At 67.9% G+C, this 12,887-nt stretch carries 14 protein-coding genes; 12 read left to right on the plus strand and 2 right to left on the minus strand.

The window, feature by feature from the left end:
* Nucleotides 1-386 precede the first annotated feature (386 nt).
* The 12 genes from MLE27_RS02025 to MLE27_RS02080 all read left to right on the plus strand — a co-directional run bounded on the left by MLE27_RS02025 (nt 387) and on the right by MLE27_RS02080 (nt 10,718).
* The gene (locus MLE27_RS02025; RefSeq protein ID WP_243310211.1) at nt 387-734 is read left to right on the plus strand and encodes a DMT family protein; all 348 of its coding nucleotides are present in this window, start codon (nt 387-389) and stop codon (nt 732-734) included.
* A gap of 158 nt (nt 735-892) precedes the next feature.
* On the plus strand, nt 893-1,804 hold the full coding sequence (locus MLE27_RS02030; RefSeq protein WP_243310212.1) for a branched-chain amino acid ABC transporter permease: 912 nt from the start codon (nt 893-895) through the stop codon (nt 1,802-1,804).
* Complete coding sequence (locus MLE27_RS02035) at nt 1,788-2,996, plus strand: ABC transporter permease subunit (protein WP_243310213.1); 1,209 nt, start codon at nt 1,788-1,790, stop codon at nt 2,994-2,996. Before MLE27_RS02030 ends, MLE27_RS02035 begins: the two co-directional genes overlap by 17 nt.
* The gene (locus tag MLE27_RS02040) at nt 2,993-3,712 is read left to right on the plus strand and encodes an ABC transporter ATP-binding protein (RefSeq protein WP_243310214.1); all 720 of its coding nucleotides are present in this window, start codon (nt 2,993-2,995) and stop codon (nt 3,710-3,712) included. Before MLE27_RS02035 ends, MLE27_RS02040 begins: the two co-directional genes overlap by 4 nt.
* Before the next feature lie 7 nt (nt 3,713-3,719).
* Nucleotides 3,720-4,550, plus strand: coding sequence for a DMT family transporter (locus MLE27_RS02045; protein ID WP_243310215.1), 831 nt, complete (start codon nt 3,720-3,722; stop codon nt 4,548-4,550).
* Nucleotides 4,547-5,449 carry a DMT family transporter gene (locus MLE27_RS02050; RefSeq protein WP_243310216.1) on the plus strand — a complete coding sequence of 301 codons (903 nt, stop codon included), beginning with the start codon at nt 4,547-4,549 and terminating at the stop codon, nt 5,447-5,449. Before MLE27_RS02045 ends, MLE27_RS02050 begins: the two co-directional genes overlap by 4 nt.
* A 59-nt stretch (nt 5,450-5,508) precedes the next feature.
* On the plus strand, nt 5,509-6,123 hold the full coding sequence (locus MLE27_RS02055; protein ID WP_243310217.1) for a M23 family metallopeptidase: 615 nt from the start codon (nt 5,509-5,511) through the stop codon (nt 6,121-6,123).
* A gap of 47 nt (nt 6,124-6,170) precedes the next feature.
* Nucleotides 6,171-7,019, plus strand: coding sequence for a DMT family transporter (locus MLE27_RS02060; protein ID WP_243310218.1), 849 nt, complete (start codon nt 6,171-6,173; stop codon nt 7,017-7,019).
* Entirely contained in the window at nt 7,019-7,732 is a 714-nt protein-coding gene (locus tag MLE27_RS02065; protein ID WP_243310219.1) for a hypothetical protein, read from the plus strand. The genes MLE27_RS02060 and MLE27_RS02065 overlap by 1 nt, the downstream gene beginning before the upstream one ends.
* A 250-nt stretch (nt 7,733-7,982) precedes the next feature.
* Nucleotides 7,983-9,353: a protoporphyrinogen/coproporphyrinogen oxidase gene (locus MLE27_RS02070; RefSeq protein WP_243310220.1), complete on the plus strand. Its 1,371-nt coding sequence runs from the start codon at nt 7,983-7,985 to the stop codon at nt 9,351-9,353.
* A gap of 8 nt (nt 9,354-9,361) precedes the next feature.
* Nucleotides 9,362-10,462: a M24 family metallopeptidase gene (locus tag MLE27_RS02075; protein ID WP_279355631.1), complete on the plus strand. Its 1,101-nt coding sequence runs from the start codon at nt 9,362-9,364 to the stop codon at nt 10,460-10,462.
* A complete protein-coding gene (locus tag MLE27_RS02080; protein WP_243310221.1) occupies nt 10,455-10,718 on the plus strand; it encodes a DUF4911 domain-containing protein in 264 nt (87 codons plus the stop codon). The genes MLE27_RS02075 and MLE27_RS02080 overlap by 8 nt, the downstream gene beginning before the upstream one ends.
* A gap of 157 nt (nt 10,719-10,875) precedes the next feature.
* On the opposite strand, the gene MLE27_RS02085 is transcribed toward MLE27_RS02080, so the two are convergent.
* Nucleotides 10,876-11,511, minus strand: coding sequence for a class I SAM-dependent methyltransferase (locus tag MLE27_RS02085; RefSeq protein ID WP_243310222.1), 636 nt, complete (start codon nt 11,509-11,511; stop codon nt 10,876-10,878).
* A 4-nt stretch (nt 11,512-11,515) separates the two neighbouring features.
* Nucleotides 11,516-12,742, minus strand: a complete 1,227-nt coding sequence (locus MLE27_RS02090) for a BtaA family protein (RefSeq protein ID WP_243310223.1) — start codon at nt 12,740-12,742, stop codon at nt 11,516-11,518.
* Nucleotides 12,743-12,887: the final 145 nt, after the last annotated feature.

Here is a 12,887-nt window from a genome sequence, read left to right on the forward strand (position 1 = left end):
GCTCCGTTCTTGGCCTCCGCGGGGCCCCCCGGCCCGGTGTTTTTGAAGAACATCGGCCAGTGCGGCCCTGCGGAGGCCACGACAGGAGCCGATGCAGCTCACCGCGTCTGACCGGGGCGAATATACAACCACTCTTCGTTCTATCGGCCCCAGCCTGGGCCTCGTCAGCGCCGGGAAGGCCGCTGTATTTGAAGAACATCAACCATCCCGGCGCTGGCGAGGCCCAGGCTGGACCCGGCGCAGACCACCTTGGATGCGGGCACGGGGAAAGGCATTCCAAGGCGGCATCCACCTCTCGCCCAACGTGCTTGCTTTGCGCCTCGGGCGGGACTATGCAGCCTGCGTCCCTGAAATCAGACCCCCAAAACACAAAGCATCACAAGCCTATGTTCACCCGCACCTTCTTCCTCACCGTCGGCATGCTCGTGGCTTCCAACGTGTTCATGACCTTCGCCTGGTACGCGCACCTCAAGAACCTGCACTCCCGCCCCTGGTGGATCGCGGCGCTGTTCTCATGGGGCATCGCGCTTTTCGAGTACCTGCTGCAGGTGCCCGCCAACCGCATCGGCTTCAGCCAACTCAGCCTGCCGCAGCTCAAGATCATGCAGGAGGTCATCACGCTCTCGGTGTTCGCGCCGTTTTCCATCTGGTACATGAACCAGCCCCTCAAGCTGGACCACCTCTGGGCCGGGCTGTGCCTGCTGGGCGCGGTGTACTTCATCTTCCGATCCTGACTTTGCCGGTCGAGTTTTCAAAAAAAAAGGCGGAAAACCGCCCCGGGCCTTGACGAAAGCGGGTTTCGTCTGCTCAAACAACGGGCCTCGACGATACCCGCCGCCACGGCGGGGCCGATTTACCCATACGACAGCAGCAAAGGCAAACCCGGCAGACCATGGACTTTTTTCTCCAGCAGCTCATCAACGCCCTGACCCTGGGTGGCTTCTACGCCCTCATCGCCCTGGGCTACACCATGGTCTACGGCATCATCCAGCTCATCAACTTCGCCCACGGCGAGTTCTTCGCGGCGGGCGGCTACATGGGCGTCATCCTTCTGGCCTGGATGAACTCCCAGGGCTACATGCAGACCCACCCCTGGATCTGCCTGACCATCGCTTTCGTGCTGGCCATGGCCTACTGCGCCATCCTGGCCATGGGCGTGGAGAAGATCGCCTACAAGCCGCTGCGCAAGGCCTCCAAGCTCTCGGTGCTGCTCTCGGCCCTGGGCATGTCCATCTTCCTGCAGAACGGGCTGATGCTCACCCAGGGCGTCTACGACAAGACCTACCCCGGCGTGTTCGCCAAGGGCGCGGTGCAGATGGGCGGCTTCAACATCACCTACCTGCAGATCATCGCCCTGGGCATCACGGGGCTGCTGCTGGTGGGGCTCAACCGGCTGGTCTACAAGTCGCGCCTGGGCAAGGCCATGCGCGCCACCGCCCAGGACAGGGTCATGGCCACCCTGGTGGGCGTCAGTTCCGACAGGATCATCTCGCTCACCTTCGCCATCGGCGCGGCCCTGGCCGCCGCCTCGGGCATACTGGTGGGGCTCTATTACGGCTCCGTGCGCTACGACATGGGCTTCGTCCCGGGCATCAAGGCCTTCGCGGCGGCGGTGCTGGGCGGCATCGGCTCCATCACCGGGGCCATGCTGGGCGGGCTCATCATCGGCATGACGGAGATCTTCTCCGCGGCCTACATTTCCGGCGAATACAAGGACGTTTTCGCGTTCATCATCCTCATCGCCGTGCTCTATTTCATGCCGACCGGCCTTCTGGGCGAGAACATCAATGACACCCGCGTCTAAGGCCATGCTCACGAAGATCGTGGTGGGGGCCGTGTGGCTCTTCGCCGTGGTCTGGCCCATGACGGGCATCACGCCCCAGGGCTTCGAGTTCGGCAAGGCCATCTCCATCGTGGGTTTCGCCATGGCCGCCGTGCTCGCGGGGCTGGGCCTGTGGAAGCTGCGCCAAAAGCTGGACGCGGCCGGTTTCAAGCCGTTCACCGCCTTGGCCAACCGCTGCTGCGGAATGCCCCCCTGGCTCTGGCGCGGCCTGCTGCTGGCGGCGCTGCTGGCCTTCCCCTTCGTGTCCTCGCGCTACGGGCAGGACGTGGCCATCAACGTGCTGGTCTACGTCACGCTGGGCCTTGGCCTGAACATCGTGGTGGGCCTGGCCGGCCTGCTGGACCTGGGCTACATCGCCTTCTACGGCGTGGGAGCCTACACCTACGCCCTGCTCTCCATCCACTACCAGCTCTCCTTCTGGCTGGCCCTGCCCCTGTGCGCCGTGATGGCCGCAGCCGCCGGGGTGGTCATCGGCTACCCCACGCTGCGCATGCGCGGCGACTATCTGGCCATCGTGACCCTGGGCTTCGGCGAGATCCTGCGCATCATCCTGAACAACTGGATGCAGCTCACCGGCGGCCCCAACGGGCTGCTGGGCATCAAGCCCGCCGCCGTGTACCTGCCCGATCCCGAGAACGGCTGGGAGTTCGTCCGCGTGCTACTCAAGAGCCCGGAGGCCCAGTATTTCCTGGTGCTGGCCATCGCGCTGTTCACCGTTGTCTCCGTGCGCAGGCTGGCGGATTCGCGCATCGGCCGCGCCTGGGAGGCCATCCGCGAGGACGAGACCGCCGCCGCCATCATGGGCGTGAACACCTTCGCGCTGAAGCTTCTGGCATACTCGCTGGGCGCGGTGTTCGGCGGGCTGGCCGGGGCCTTCTTCTCCGCCAAGATGCGCTTCGTCTCGCCCGGCTCGTTCACCTTCATCGAGTCGGCCATGGTGCTGGCCATGGTGGTGCTGGGCGGCATGGGCAGCGTGCCCGGCATCGTTCTGGGCGCCCTGGCGCTCATCGCCCTGCCCGAGGTTTTCCGTGATTTCGAGAACTACCGCATGCTGGTTTTCGGTGCGGCCATGGCCCTGATGATGCTCTTCCGCCCCGCCGGGCTCATCCCGGCCAAGCGCGTGGGGCGCCGCTCCGAGGAGGCGCACTCGTGAGCGCCCCCATCCTGGAGCTGCGCAACCTGAGCGCGGGCTGGGGCAGCGCCCCGGCCATCCGCGAGGTGAGCCTCACCGTGGAACGCGGCGAGATCGTGACAATCATCGGCGCCAACGGCGCGGGCAAGTCCACCACGCTCATGGCCATCAGCTCCATCCTGCGGCCCATGTCCGGCCAGGTGCTCTACGAAGGCGCGGACACCGCCTCCGTGGCGGCCGAGAAGCTGCCCGCCATGGGCCTGTGCCAGGTGCCCGAAGGCAGGCGCATCTTCCCCCGGCTCACCGTGGCCGAAAACCTGGACATGGGTGCCTACTTCCGCAAGGACGGCGACGCCGTGCGCCACGACATGGAGCACGTTTTCGAGCTGTTCCCGCGTCTGCGCGAGCGCCGCGACCAGAAGGGCGGCACCCTCTCCGGCGGGGAGCAGCAGATGCTGGCCATCGGGCGCGCGCTCATGGGCAGGCCCAAGCTCCTGCTGCTGGACGAGCCCTCCCTGGGTCTGGCCCCGCTCATCGTGGAGCACATCTTCGCCATCATCCGCCGCATCAACGAGGAGAGCGACATGACCGTGCTCCTCGTGGAGCAGAACGCGAATCTGGCCTTGGGCCTGGCGCACCGGGGCTACGTCATGGAGACGGGCCGCATCTCCATGACCGACACCGCCGAGAACCTGCTGCAAAATCCCGACATCCGCCGGGCCTACCTGGGCGAGTAGCCCCACCGTGACCCGCTCCCGCGCGATGCTCGCGCTGGCCCTCACGGCCTGCCTGTGGTCCGTTGGCGGCGTGTTCATCAAATCCGTGGAGTGGAACCCCCTGGCCATCGCCGGGGCCCGCTCCGCCATCGCCGCCGCCACCCTGTTCGTGCTGCTGGGCAGGCCCCGCGTCAGCTTCAGCTGGCCGCTTCTCGGCGCGGCCGTGAGCACCGCCGCCTGCATGCTGCTCTTCGTCACGGCCACGCGCCTGACCACTGCCGCCAACGCCGTGGTGCTGCAATACCTCGCGCCCCTGCACGTGGCCATCCTGGCCCCCAAGTTCCTGGGCGAGCCCACCAAGCCGCGCGACTGGGCCGCGCTCGCCGTGGCCATGGCGGGCATGGCCTTGTTCTTCTGGGACGACGTCTCCCCCGACGGCAAGCTGGGCATCCTGCTGGCCCTGGGCTCCAGCCTCGCCTTCGCCGGAATCCCCCTGTGCCTGCGACGCCTGGGCGGGCGCGGCGGCCAGACCGAGGCCGTGCTGCTGGGCAACGCCCTGCTGGCCCTGGTCTGCCTGCCCTTCTATTTCCAGGGCTCTCCCCCGGACATGAAGGGAGTGGGGGCGCTCATGATCCTGGGGGTGTTCCAGACCGGCCTGGCCTACTACATCTACACCCGGGCCGTGCAGCACGTGCGCGCCCTGGAAGCCATGCTCATCCCGGTTATCGAGCCCATTTTGAACCCGGTGTGGGTGTTCCTGTTCATCGGGGAACGCCCCAGCCTGCACGCGGCCATCGGCGGCCTGATCGTGCTGGGCGCGGCGGCCGTTCAGGGCGTTCTCGCGGCGAGGGGCAAGTGAGCCTGACCACCCTCAAGCTGTTCGTCACGGCCGTGATCTGGGGCGGCACCTTCATCGCCGGGCGCGTGCTCGGGCCGGAGATCGCCCCCTTCTCGGCCTCGTTCCTGCGCTTCGTCTCCGCCAACGTGTTCCTGCTGGCCTTCTTCCTGCTGAGGGAGGGCCGCCTGCCGAAGGTCACGCCCGGCCTGGCCCTGCTTGTGCTGGGCCTGGGGGCCACGGGCGTGTTCGGCTACAATGCCTTCTTCCTCTGGGGCCTCAAGAGCGTGCCCGCCGGGCGCGCGGCCATCATCGTGGCCGGGAACCCGGTGTTCATCGCGCTGTTTTCCTGGCTTTTGTTCAAGGAGCCCATGGGCTGGGCCAAGGCCCTGGGCATCCTCACCTGCCTGACCGGGGCCGCGCTGGTGATCGGACACGGAAACCCGCTGGGGCTCTTCACCGGCGGCATGGGCCTGGGCGAGCTCTCCATCGCCGGGGCGCTGTTCTGCTGGGTGGCCTATTCGCTGCTGGGCAAGCAGGTGATGGGCAGGCTCACGCCCCTTGCCGCCGTGACCCTCTCCTGCCTGGCCGGCATGTGCATGCTCCTGCCGCCCGCCCTGAACGAGAACCTGGCCGCCCAGGCCGCTGGGCTGAGCCTCAAGGGGTGGATCGCAGTGGTCTACCTGGGCGTGCTGGGCACGGGCCTGGGCTTCGTCTGGTTCTACGAGGGCATCCAGCGCATAGGGGCCTCCCGCGCGGCGGTGTTCATCAACTTCGTGCCTGTCTCCGCGGCGGCCATGGGGGCCTGGATGCTGGGCGAACCCGTGGACGCCACCCTCATCATGGGCGGCGCGCTGGTGCTTGGCGGCGTGGCCCTGACCAACCGCAAGCCCGCCCCGCTCCCCGGGCGCGTTTCATCGTAGGGCTTCCCAAACCCCGCCCATGTGTTTACCTTGCACCAATGACGTTGCGAGGTGAGCCCATGACCAGACCGACCCGCCTTGTTTCCCGGCTGCTGACAGTTCCGGGCTGCCTGCTGGCCCTCTGCGTCCTGCTGGGCGCCGCCCAGGCCGCGCCGTACAAGGTCCGCAAGGGCGACACCCTCGCTTCGGTGGCGGCCGCCAACAGCATCTCCGTCAAGGATCTGGCGCAGGCCAACAAACTGGCCGCCGGGGCCAGGCTCAAGCCCGGCCAGGTCATCCAGGTGCCGGCTGCCCCGACCCTGCCCAGGCCGGACATCACCGTCCCCGGCGAGAACCTCAAGTCCCTCACGGAACCCGAGGCGCAAGGGGGCCAGGGGTACTCGAAGGTGGAGCCTCCGAAGCCCGCCGCCTCCGGCAAGCCCGCCAGGCGCGGCGTGACCGTGGCCCCCGAGTTCCGCCCGGCCGTGGACGCCGTCACGCCCAAGTCGGACGTCCAAAAAGAGCCCAAAACCTACGACCGCAGCGCCCCCGGCGTCTCCGCCGTGATCCGCCAGGACGACAAGACCGAGATACGCGGCGTGGTCAACCTGCCCGGCGGGAAGAACCAGCCGGGCCGCACGGATCACGACAGCTCCTCGCCTTCGGCGGGTGTGCTGCTGCGTCGCAGCTTCTGATTTCCGCTTTCCATCCCCGGGCGAAGCGTATAGTCATTTTGCCCACCATGTTCGCAGGTTACGCCCTGGTTGCCGCGGCCGCCCTGATGTGGGGGCTCATCGGCCCGCTCTCCAAGTTCGCCTTCCAGGCCGGAATGGCCCCTCTGGAAGTGGCTTTCTGGCGCGCCATGCTGGCCTGGGTGCTCTACGCGGGCCAGGCGGCGGCAACGGGCCGCGTGAAGGTGGAGCCGCGCGACGTGCCCTGGATTCTGGGCTTCGGCGTGGTCTGCATCGCCGGGTTGTTCGTGAGCTACGTGCTGGCCGTGCGCGAAGGCGGCGCGGCCCTGGCCTCGGTGCTGCTCTACACCGCGCCCGCCTGGGTGGCCCTGCTGGCCTGGCGCATCCTCAAGGAGCCCATGACCCGCATCAAGGCCATCGCCGTGGCGGCCACGGTGCTGGGCGTGGCCGGGGTCAGCCTGGGCGACGGGCTGGGGTCCTCGGTGAACGTGGCGGCCATCGTCCTGGGCCTCACGGCGGGGCTGACCTACGCGCTGTACTACATCTTCGGCAAGGCGTTCCTGACGCGCTATTCCACGCCCACCATCTTCCTCTACGCGCTGCCCACAGGGGCCGCCTGCATGGTCCCGTTCATCGACTTCGGCCCGCGCCCGGCCACGGCCTGGATCTCCTGCGCCGTGCTGGCCGTGTGCAGCACCTACGGGGCCTACTCGCTCTATTACGCGGGCCTGCGCCGCATCGAAGCCAGCCGCGCCGCCGTGGTGGCCTCCCTGGAGCCGGTCGTGGCCGCCGTGCTGGCCTTCATCCTCTTCGACGAACGCTTCTGCGCCCTGGGCTACGTTGGCTCCGCATTGATCCTGGGCGCGGTGCTCCTCACAATCATCGCGGGGAAACGCTGATGTACGCCACCCATCCCGTTCCTGACGGCCTTGTCCTGCTGGACGCCAGCGAAACGCCCGCTCCCTCCGCGTCCGTACTTGAGCGCGTGGAGGCGCTCTGGGCCGAAACACAGGCCCGCACCCCCGGGCTTTTCAACGGAAGCCTGTTCAGCCTTGCGGCATTCGACGGCGCGCGCGCCCTGGGCTTCATGGCCCAGTACAAGTGGTACGTGGCCCAACTGGCCGAGCCTTCCCTGTTCGAGGCGCTCCGGGTGCGCTCGCTGGCCGTGAGCGGCCTGGTGAACGTGCGCGGGCACCTGGTGTTCGGCAAGCGCCGGGCCGGGCTCTCCCTGGAGGGCGGCCTGTGGGAGCTGGCCCCCTCGGGCACGCTCTCCGACGCTAGCCGGGAGCCGGACGGCTCGCTCTCCTGGCGGGGGCAGTTCGCCCGGGAGCTCACTGAGGAACTCGGCCTCAGCGCCCCCCTGGGCGCGCTCAAGGCCTTCGCCCTGGTGGAGGACACCGCCACCAACATCTGGGAGCTCGGAGTCTCCGCCGAGCTGGACCTGGACCCCGGCGACGTGCTCGCCGCCTACGCCGGGCTGGAGCGCACCGAGCACGACCAGCTCTCCATCGTGCCCCTGGCCGACGTGCCCCGCTTCCACAAGACGCGCCGCAAGGAGCTCACCGGCGTCACCGGTCCGCTGCTGGCCGCCGCCGGATACATCAAATCCTGACAGCCTGTTGAAAAATTCCCGCTGGCTGCGTTGCATCGAAAAAGTCAAACCCTTGCGCATGCCAACTACTCGTCGGCCTTGACTTTTTCATGCGCCTTGCCAACGGGCTTTTTGAACAGGCTGCGAGAATCGACGTTTTCAACGGGTAGATGAGCGCCGCCGCCTCCCCGCCCGCCGCAGCCGGGTTATGGCCCGGATCATGCATGCACGAGCGGGCACAGTATAAGCAAGCAACCGGGAGGATCATCGCGTGACCTTCACCTACCTCATCGTCGGAGCAGGCCCCACCGGCCTCGGCGCGGCCCGCCGCCTCAAGGAGCTGGGCGCGGACGACTTCGCCGTGCTGGAAGCAACCCCCTATCCGGGCGGCCTGTCGGCCAGCTTCACGGACGGCCAGGGCTTCACCTGGGACGTGGGCGGGCACGTCGTCTTCTCCCACTACGACTATTTCGACCGCATGCTCGACGAGGCCCTGGAGGGCAAGTACCTGGAGCACCAGCGCGAAGCCTGGGTGCGCATCGCCAAGACCTGGGTGCCCTACCCCTTCCAGAACAACATCCGCTACCTGCCCCCGGAGCTGGTGTGGGAGTGCGTGCGCGGGCTGATGCCCGGCGCGCGGCCCTTCTGCGCCCCCGGCGAGACCCCGGCGGACTTCATGCAGTGGATCGAGCACATCTTCGGCGCGGGCATCGCCCGGCTGTTCATGATGCCCTACAATTTCAAGGTCTGGGCCACCCCGCCCGAGCTCATGAGCTACAAGTGGATCGGAGAGCGCGTGAGCGTGGTCGACTTGGAGCGCGTCCTCAAGAACGTGCTCCTGAAGCTCGACGACGTGTCCTGGGGCCCCAACCACCTGTTCAAGTTCCCCCTGCACGGCGGCACCGGGGCCATCTACCGGCACGTGGCCGCCAAGCTGGACGAGCACATCCGCTACAACCGCCGCGTCGTCAGCATCGACCACGCCGCCAAGGAAGTGCTCTGCGACACGGGCGAGCGCTTCGGGTACAAGAACCTGCTCTTCACCGGCCCGCTGGACCTGCTGGTGCGCGAGAAGCTGAGCGACGCGCCGGACATGGTACGCGAGGCCGCCGGGCAGCTGGCCCACAGCGGCGGCTGGATCGGCGGCGTGGGCGTGGACGGCCCCAAGACGGACTCGCGCTGCTGGATGTATTTCCCCGAGTCGGACAACCCCTTCTACCGCGTCACAAACTTCCACCACTATTCGCCCAACAACACCCCCGACCCCGACGGCATGACCGTGCGCAAGCGCGCCTACATGACCGAGGTCAGCTTCTCGGAGCACAAGCCCGAACCCACGGATCACCTGGACAGCGTGGTGGACGGTCTTGTAAACGTCTCCCTCATGTCGCCCGCCGAGCGCGACGCCGTGGTCTCCACCTGGGAGATGCGCCTCGACTACTCATACCCCATCCCCACCCTGGGCCGGGACAAGGCCCTGGGCCTGATCCAGCCCTGGCTGGAGGAGCGCTCCATCTACGGGCGCGGCCGCTTCGGTGGCTGGAAGTACGAGGTGAGCAACATGGACCATTCCGTGATGCAGGGCGTCGAGTGGGCCGAACGCATGGTCACAGCCAAACCGGAAAGCACCTATACCCTCTGAGGTTACCCTTGTCCGACGCTTTGTTCTCACCCGATGTGTACGCCAATCGCCGCGAAGCCCTGCGCGCCCGCATGCGCGACGCGGGCCAGAGCGCACTGCTTGTCTCCCACGCGGCCAACCGCTTCTACCTGAGCGGGTTCGAACTGCACGACTCGCAGTGCAACGAATCCTCCGGGATGCTTCTCATCCTGGCCGACGGGCGCGACAAGCTGCTCACCGACCCCCGGTTCTACGACGCCGCGCGGCGCCTCTGGGCCGAGGAGGACATCTTCATCTACACCGGGCAGCGCCACACCCGCATTGCCGAGTTCCTCAAGGGCGCGCACAACGGCCCCATCGGCTTCGAGACCAAGGCCATGAGCGTGGATTTCCACACCCGGCTGCGCGAGAACCTGGCCCTCGCCCCCTGCGACGGGCTGGTGGAGGGGCTGCGCCGCGTCAAGGAGCCCGCAGAAATCGAGGCGCTGGACCGCTCCACCGCGCTCAACGAGCGCGTGATGCTGGCCGCGCCCGAGGTGCTTCGGCCCGGGCGCAGCGAAGGCGAGGCCGCCTGGCGGCTGGAGCAGCTTTTCCGCGATTTCGGGGCCAGCGAGCTCTCCTTCGCGCCCATCGTGGCCGTGGACTCCAACGCCGCCCTGCCCCACGCCGAGCCGGGCCGGACCCTCATCACCGAGGAGTGCATGGTGCTGGTGGACATGGGCGGCCGCCTGGACGGCTACTGCTCCGACCAGACCCGCACCTTCTGGGTGGGCTCCAACCCGCCGAAGCACTTCCTGCGCGCCCTGGAGCGCACCCAGGAGGCCCAGGCCAAGGCCATGGAAATCATCCGCCCCGGCCTGCCCATCGCCGACGCCTACCGCGCGGCCTACGCCAGCTTCCAGCGCCACGGCGTGGAAAGCGCCTTCACCCACGCCCTGGGCCACGGCATCGGCCTGGAGACCCACGAGGCCCCCAGCGTCTCCCCGCTGGCCGAAGGCGTGCTGGAGCCGGGCATGGTCATCACCGTGGAGCCCGGCCTGTACTACCCCGAGTGGGGCGGCATCCGCTGGGAGCATACAGTAGTTGTCACCGAGGACGGCTGCCGCATCCTGGGGGCGGACGGTGCCTGAGCCGCGCCCGCGCAAGCGGCGTCAGCCCTACATCGCCCCACGAAGATCTGCGCGCCTCTACCTCAAGCTGGAGCCGAAGAACCTGGGGATGCTGCGCTTCCTGCTGGAGGCCCAGAGCCACCTGGGCCTGGCCACCACCCTGGACCGCCACGCGGGCATCGCCAAGGTGATCTATTCGCCCGACTGCGAACGGGAGATGGCCGCCTTTCTTGAACAGGCGGCGGAACTCATTCCGCTTCAGCGCATCGCCATCTGAATAACGAAAAGGCTGCCGGGCATGAGCCAAGGCAGCCTGCAACGACGCGAAGCAATAGGGGATTCCAAAGGAACGAAATTCCTTTGGCGGGAGAGTGCAGAGAGGGCGGAGCCCTCTTTGCCCGCCGGAGGCCCTTTCTCCTCCGGCTCAACCACCCCTAATCAGTGATCTTGCGCACCCAGGCCAGGTAGGCGTACCCCCCGCGCACCGATTCCATGCTCAGGTTGGCGCGCCCGGCGCGCTCCATGTTGCGCAGATACCCAAGCAACTCGGGCCTAAAGCTCACCCCGAACAGGTCCAGCCAGCGCGAGTGCGCCCAGTGCAGCCAGCCTGGCAGGCCGCCCTCCCCCCAGAAATCCACCACGGCCAGCGTGCCGCCGGGCCGCAGCAAGGCCCAGGCCGCCTCCAGGGCGGGTCCCCAGGCCGGAATCATGGACAAGGAATAGGAGAAGAACACCGCGTCGAAGGGCTCGTCCGTGCCGACGACGGCGCATCCGAGGCGCTCCGCCGGGCAGCAGGTCAACGCCACGCCGCTGCCTTCGAGCTTCCTGCCCGCCGTCTCCAGCATCTTGCGGGATATATCCAGCCCGCACAGCCGCAGGTCCGGGCGCAGGCGGCGCAGACGCTCAAGGTTGCGCCCGGTGCCGCAGCCCACCTCCAGCACGCGCCCGTTCTTGGGCGCGGGCAGCCCCTCCAGCAGACGGTCGCGCCCCAGCAGGTAGAAGCGGCGGGTGACGTCGTAGAAGTGGCGTTGCACCGCGTAGATGCGGTCCATCTTCAGGGCGTGGTCCATGGCTTCACCCCGCGAAACGGTAGAGGTGGAACCCCCCGTACAGGCAGGAGCGGTCCTGGGGAGTCAGCTCGCGGCTGAGGGCTTCGTCGTAGTGGAAGCGCTCCAGGAGCGCGGGCGGCAGCTGCCGCTCCAGGGGGGAGCTCTCCCCGGCGGTGCGGAAGATGACGCGCGCCCCGGACCGGGAGGTGCGGGCGATCTCGGCCCAGAGGCGGCCGAGCAACTCCGGGGTCATCCAGTCCTGCGAGTCCAGGAGCACGTAGCGGTCCAGGCTGCGGGCGGGCTGGCGCTCCAGCCAATCGATCAGGGAGGCGTTCAGCACCTTGGCCGCGGGCGCGGCCTCCTTGAGGGCCTGGAAGTTCTCCGAGCGCAGGTAGGCGGGCAGCGCGGGGCTGTCGATCTTGTCGTAGCGGCGGCCGAAGGCCTGCCAGGCGAAAGGGTTGTCCGCCAGCGGGAAGCCGCAGGCCAGCTTCTCCACCCGTTCGCGGTAGGCCTCCAACATGCCGCCGGGGCACTCGCGCTCCATGGCCTTGTACTGCTGCGGCGGCACGCCCAGGCTGTAGAGCACCGGGGCGAAGCCGGAGAACAGCCTGGCCAGGGGGCCGGTGAACAGAGGCTCCAGCTCCTTCTTGAAGGCCTCGCGCTGGTCGTCCATGGAGCGGGCCTTGAGGATGCGCTGCGGGTCGCGCCCGGAGACGCGGCAGAGGGTGCGCATCAGGCGCAGGAACCGGCCCATGCGAGCGTGCTCGTAGATGTTCTCCGCGAACATCTCGATGCGCGGCGCGCCCAGGAAGGAGCGCGCGCCCAGCCAGTAGGCGGCGGTGTCGCGGGGCAGATGGGGCTCGATGTGGCGCGAGAAGGCCCAGACGTTGGCCTTGTCGTCGGCGCGGCCGAAGAAGCGGAAGAAGGCCTCGTGCGTGGGCAGGCGGCGCGCGGCCTCCAGCTTGAGGCGGCTCAGGTGCACGTGGTTGCTGTTGAGGTCCACCGCGGTGACGGCGCCCGCGCCCCCCAGCAGGTAGTGGCAGATGTTGCAGCCGCCGGAGGCGATGGTGACAACGTGGTCGCCGGTTTCGAGCTCCAGGGCCTTGAGGTCCACCCGAGGGTCCTCCCATATCTGGTTGTAGACGAAGCCGGAGAACCAGGAGACGAACAGGCGCTCCAGCACGCCCTGGCGGGAGAAGGCAGGGCTATGGCTGACCGCGGCCTTGAGCAGGCCGGTACAGGATTGCGACATGTGAACCCTCGGGGTTGCGATTTTTCCTCTTCTAGGCCCGAGGGGTTACGGATGCGTGACGCCGGTGCGGCAATTGGAGCGGCAATCGTTGCGGCGCGCGGCTTACCGGCGGGGCAGGCCCGAAGCGATTGAATTTTACCCCCCA

Source organism: Fundidesulfovibrio agrisoli (genome assembly GCF_022808715.1).
Lineage (GTDB): Bacteria > Desulfobacterota > Desulfovibrionia > Desulfovibrionales > Desulfovibrionaceae > Fundidesulfovibrio > Fundidesulfovibrio agrisoli.

Excerpts from the sequence above, each read along its gene's own strand:
- MLE27_RS02025 (WP_243310211.1), top strand. The coding sequence starts at position 387 with ATGTTCACCCGCACCTTCTTCCTCACCGTCGGCATGCTCGTGGCTTCC.
- MLE27_RS02030 (WP_243310212.1), top strand. The coding sequence starts at position 893 with ATGGACTTTTTTCTCCAGCAGCTCATCAACGCCCTGACCCTGGGTGGC.
- MLE27_RS02035 (WP_243310213.1), top strand. The coding sequence starts at position 1,788 with ATGACACCCGCGTCTAAGGCCATGCTCACGAAGATCGTGGTGGGGGCC.
- MLE27_RS02055 (WP_243310217.1), top strand. The coding sequence starts at position 5,509 with ATGACCAGACCGACCCGCCTTGTTTCCCGGCTGCTGACAGTTCCGGGC.
- MLE27_RS02060 (WP_243310218.1), top strand. The coding sequence starts at position 6,171 with ATGTTCGCAGGTTACGCCCTGGTTGCCGCGGCCGCCCTGATGTGGGGG.
- MLE27_RS02065 (WP_243310219.1), top strand. The coding sequence starts at position 7,019 with ATGTACGCCACCCATCCCGTTCCTGACGGCCTTGTCCTGCTGGACGCC.
- MLE27_RS02085 (WP_243310222.1), bottom strand. The coding sequence starts at position 11,511 with ATGGACCACGCCCTGAAGATGGACCGCATCTACGCGGTGCAACGCCAC.
- MLE27_RS02090 (WP_243310223.1), bottom strand. The coding sequence starts at position 12,742 with ATGTCGCAATCCTGTACCGGCCTGCTCAAGGCCGCGGTCAGCCATAGC.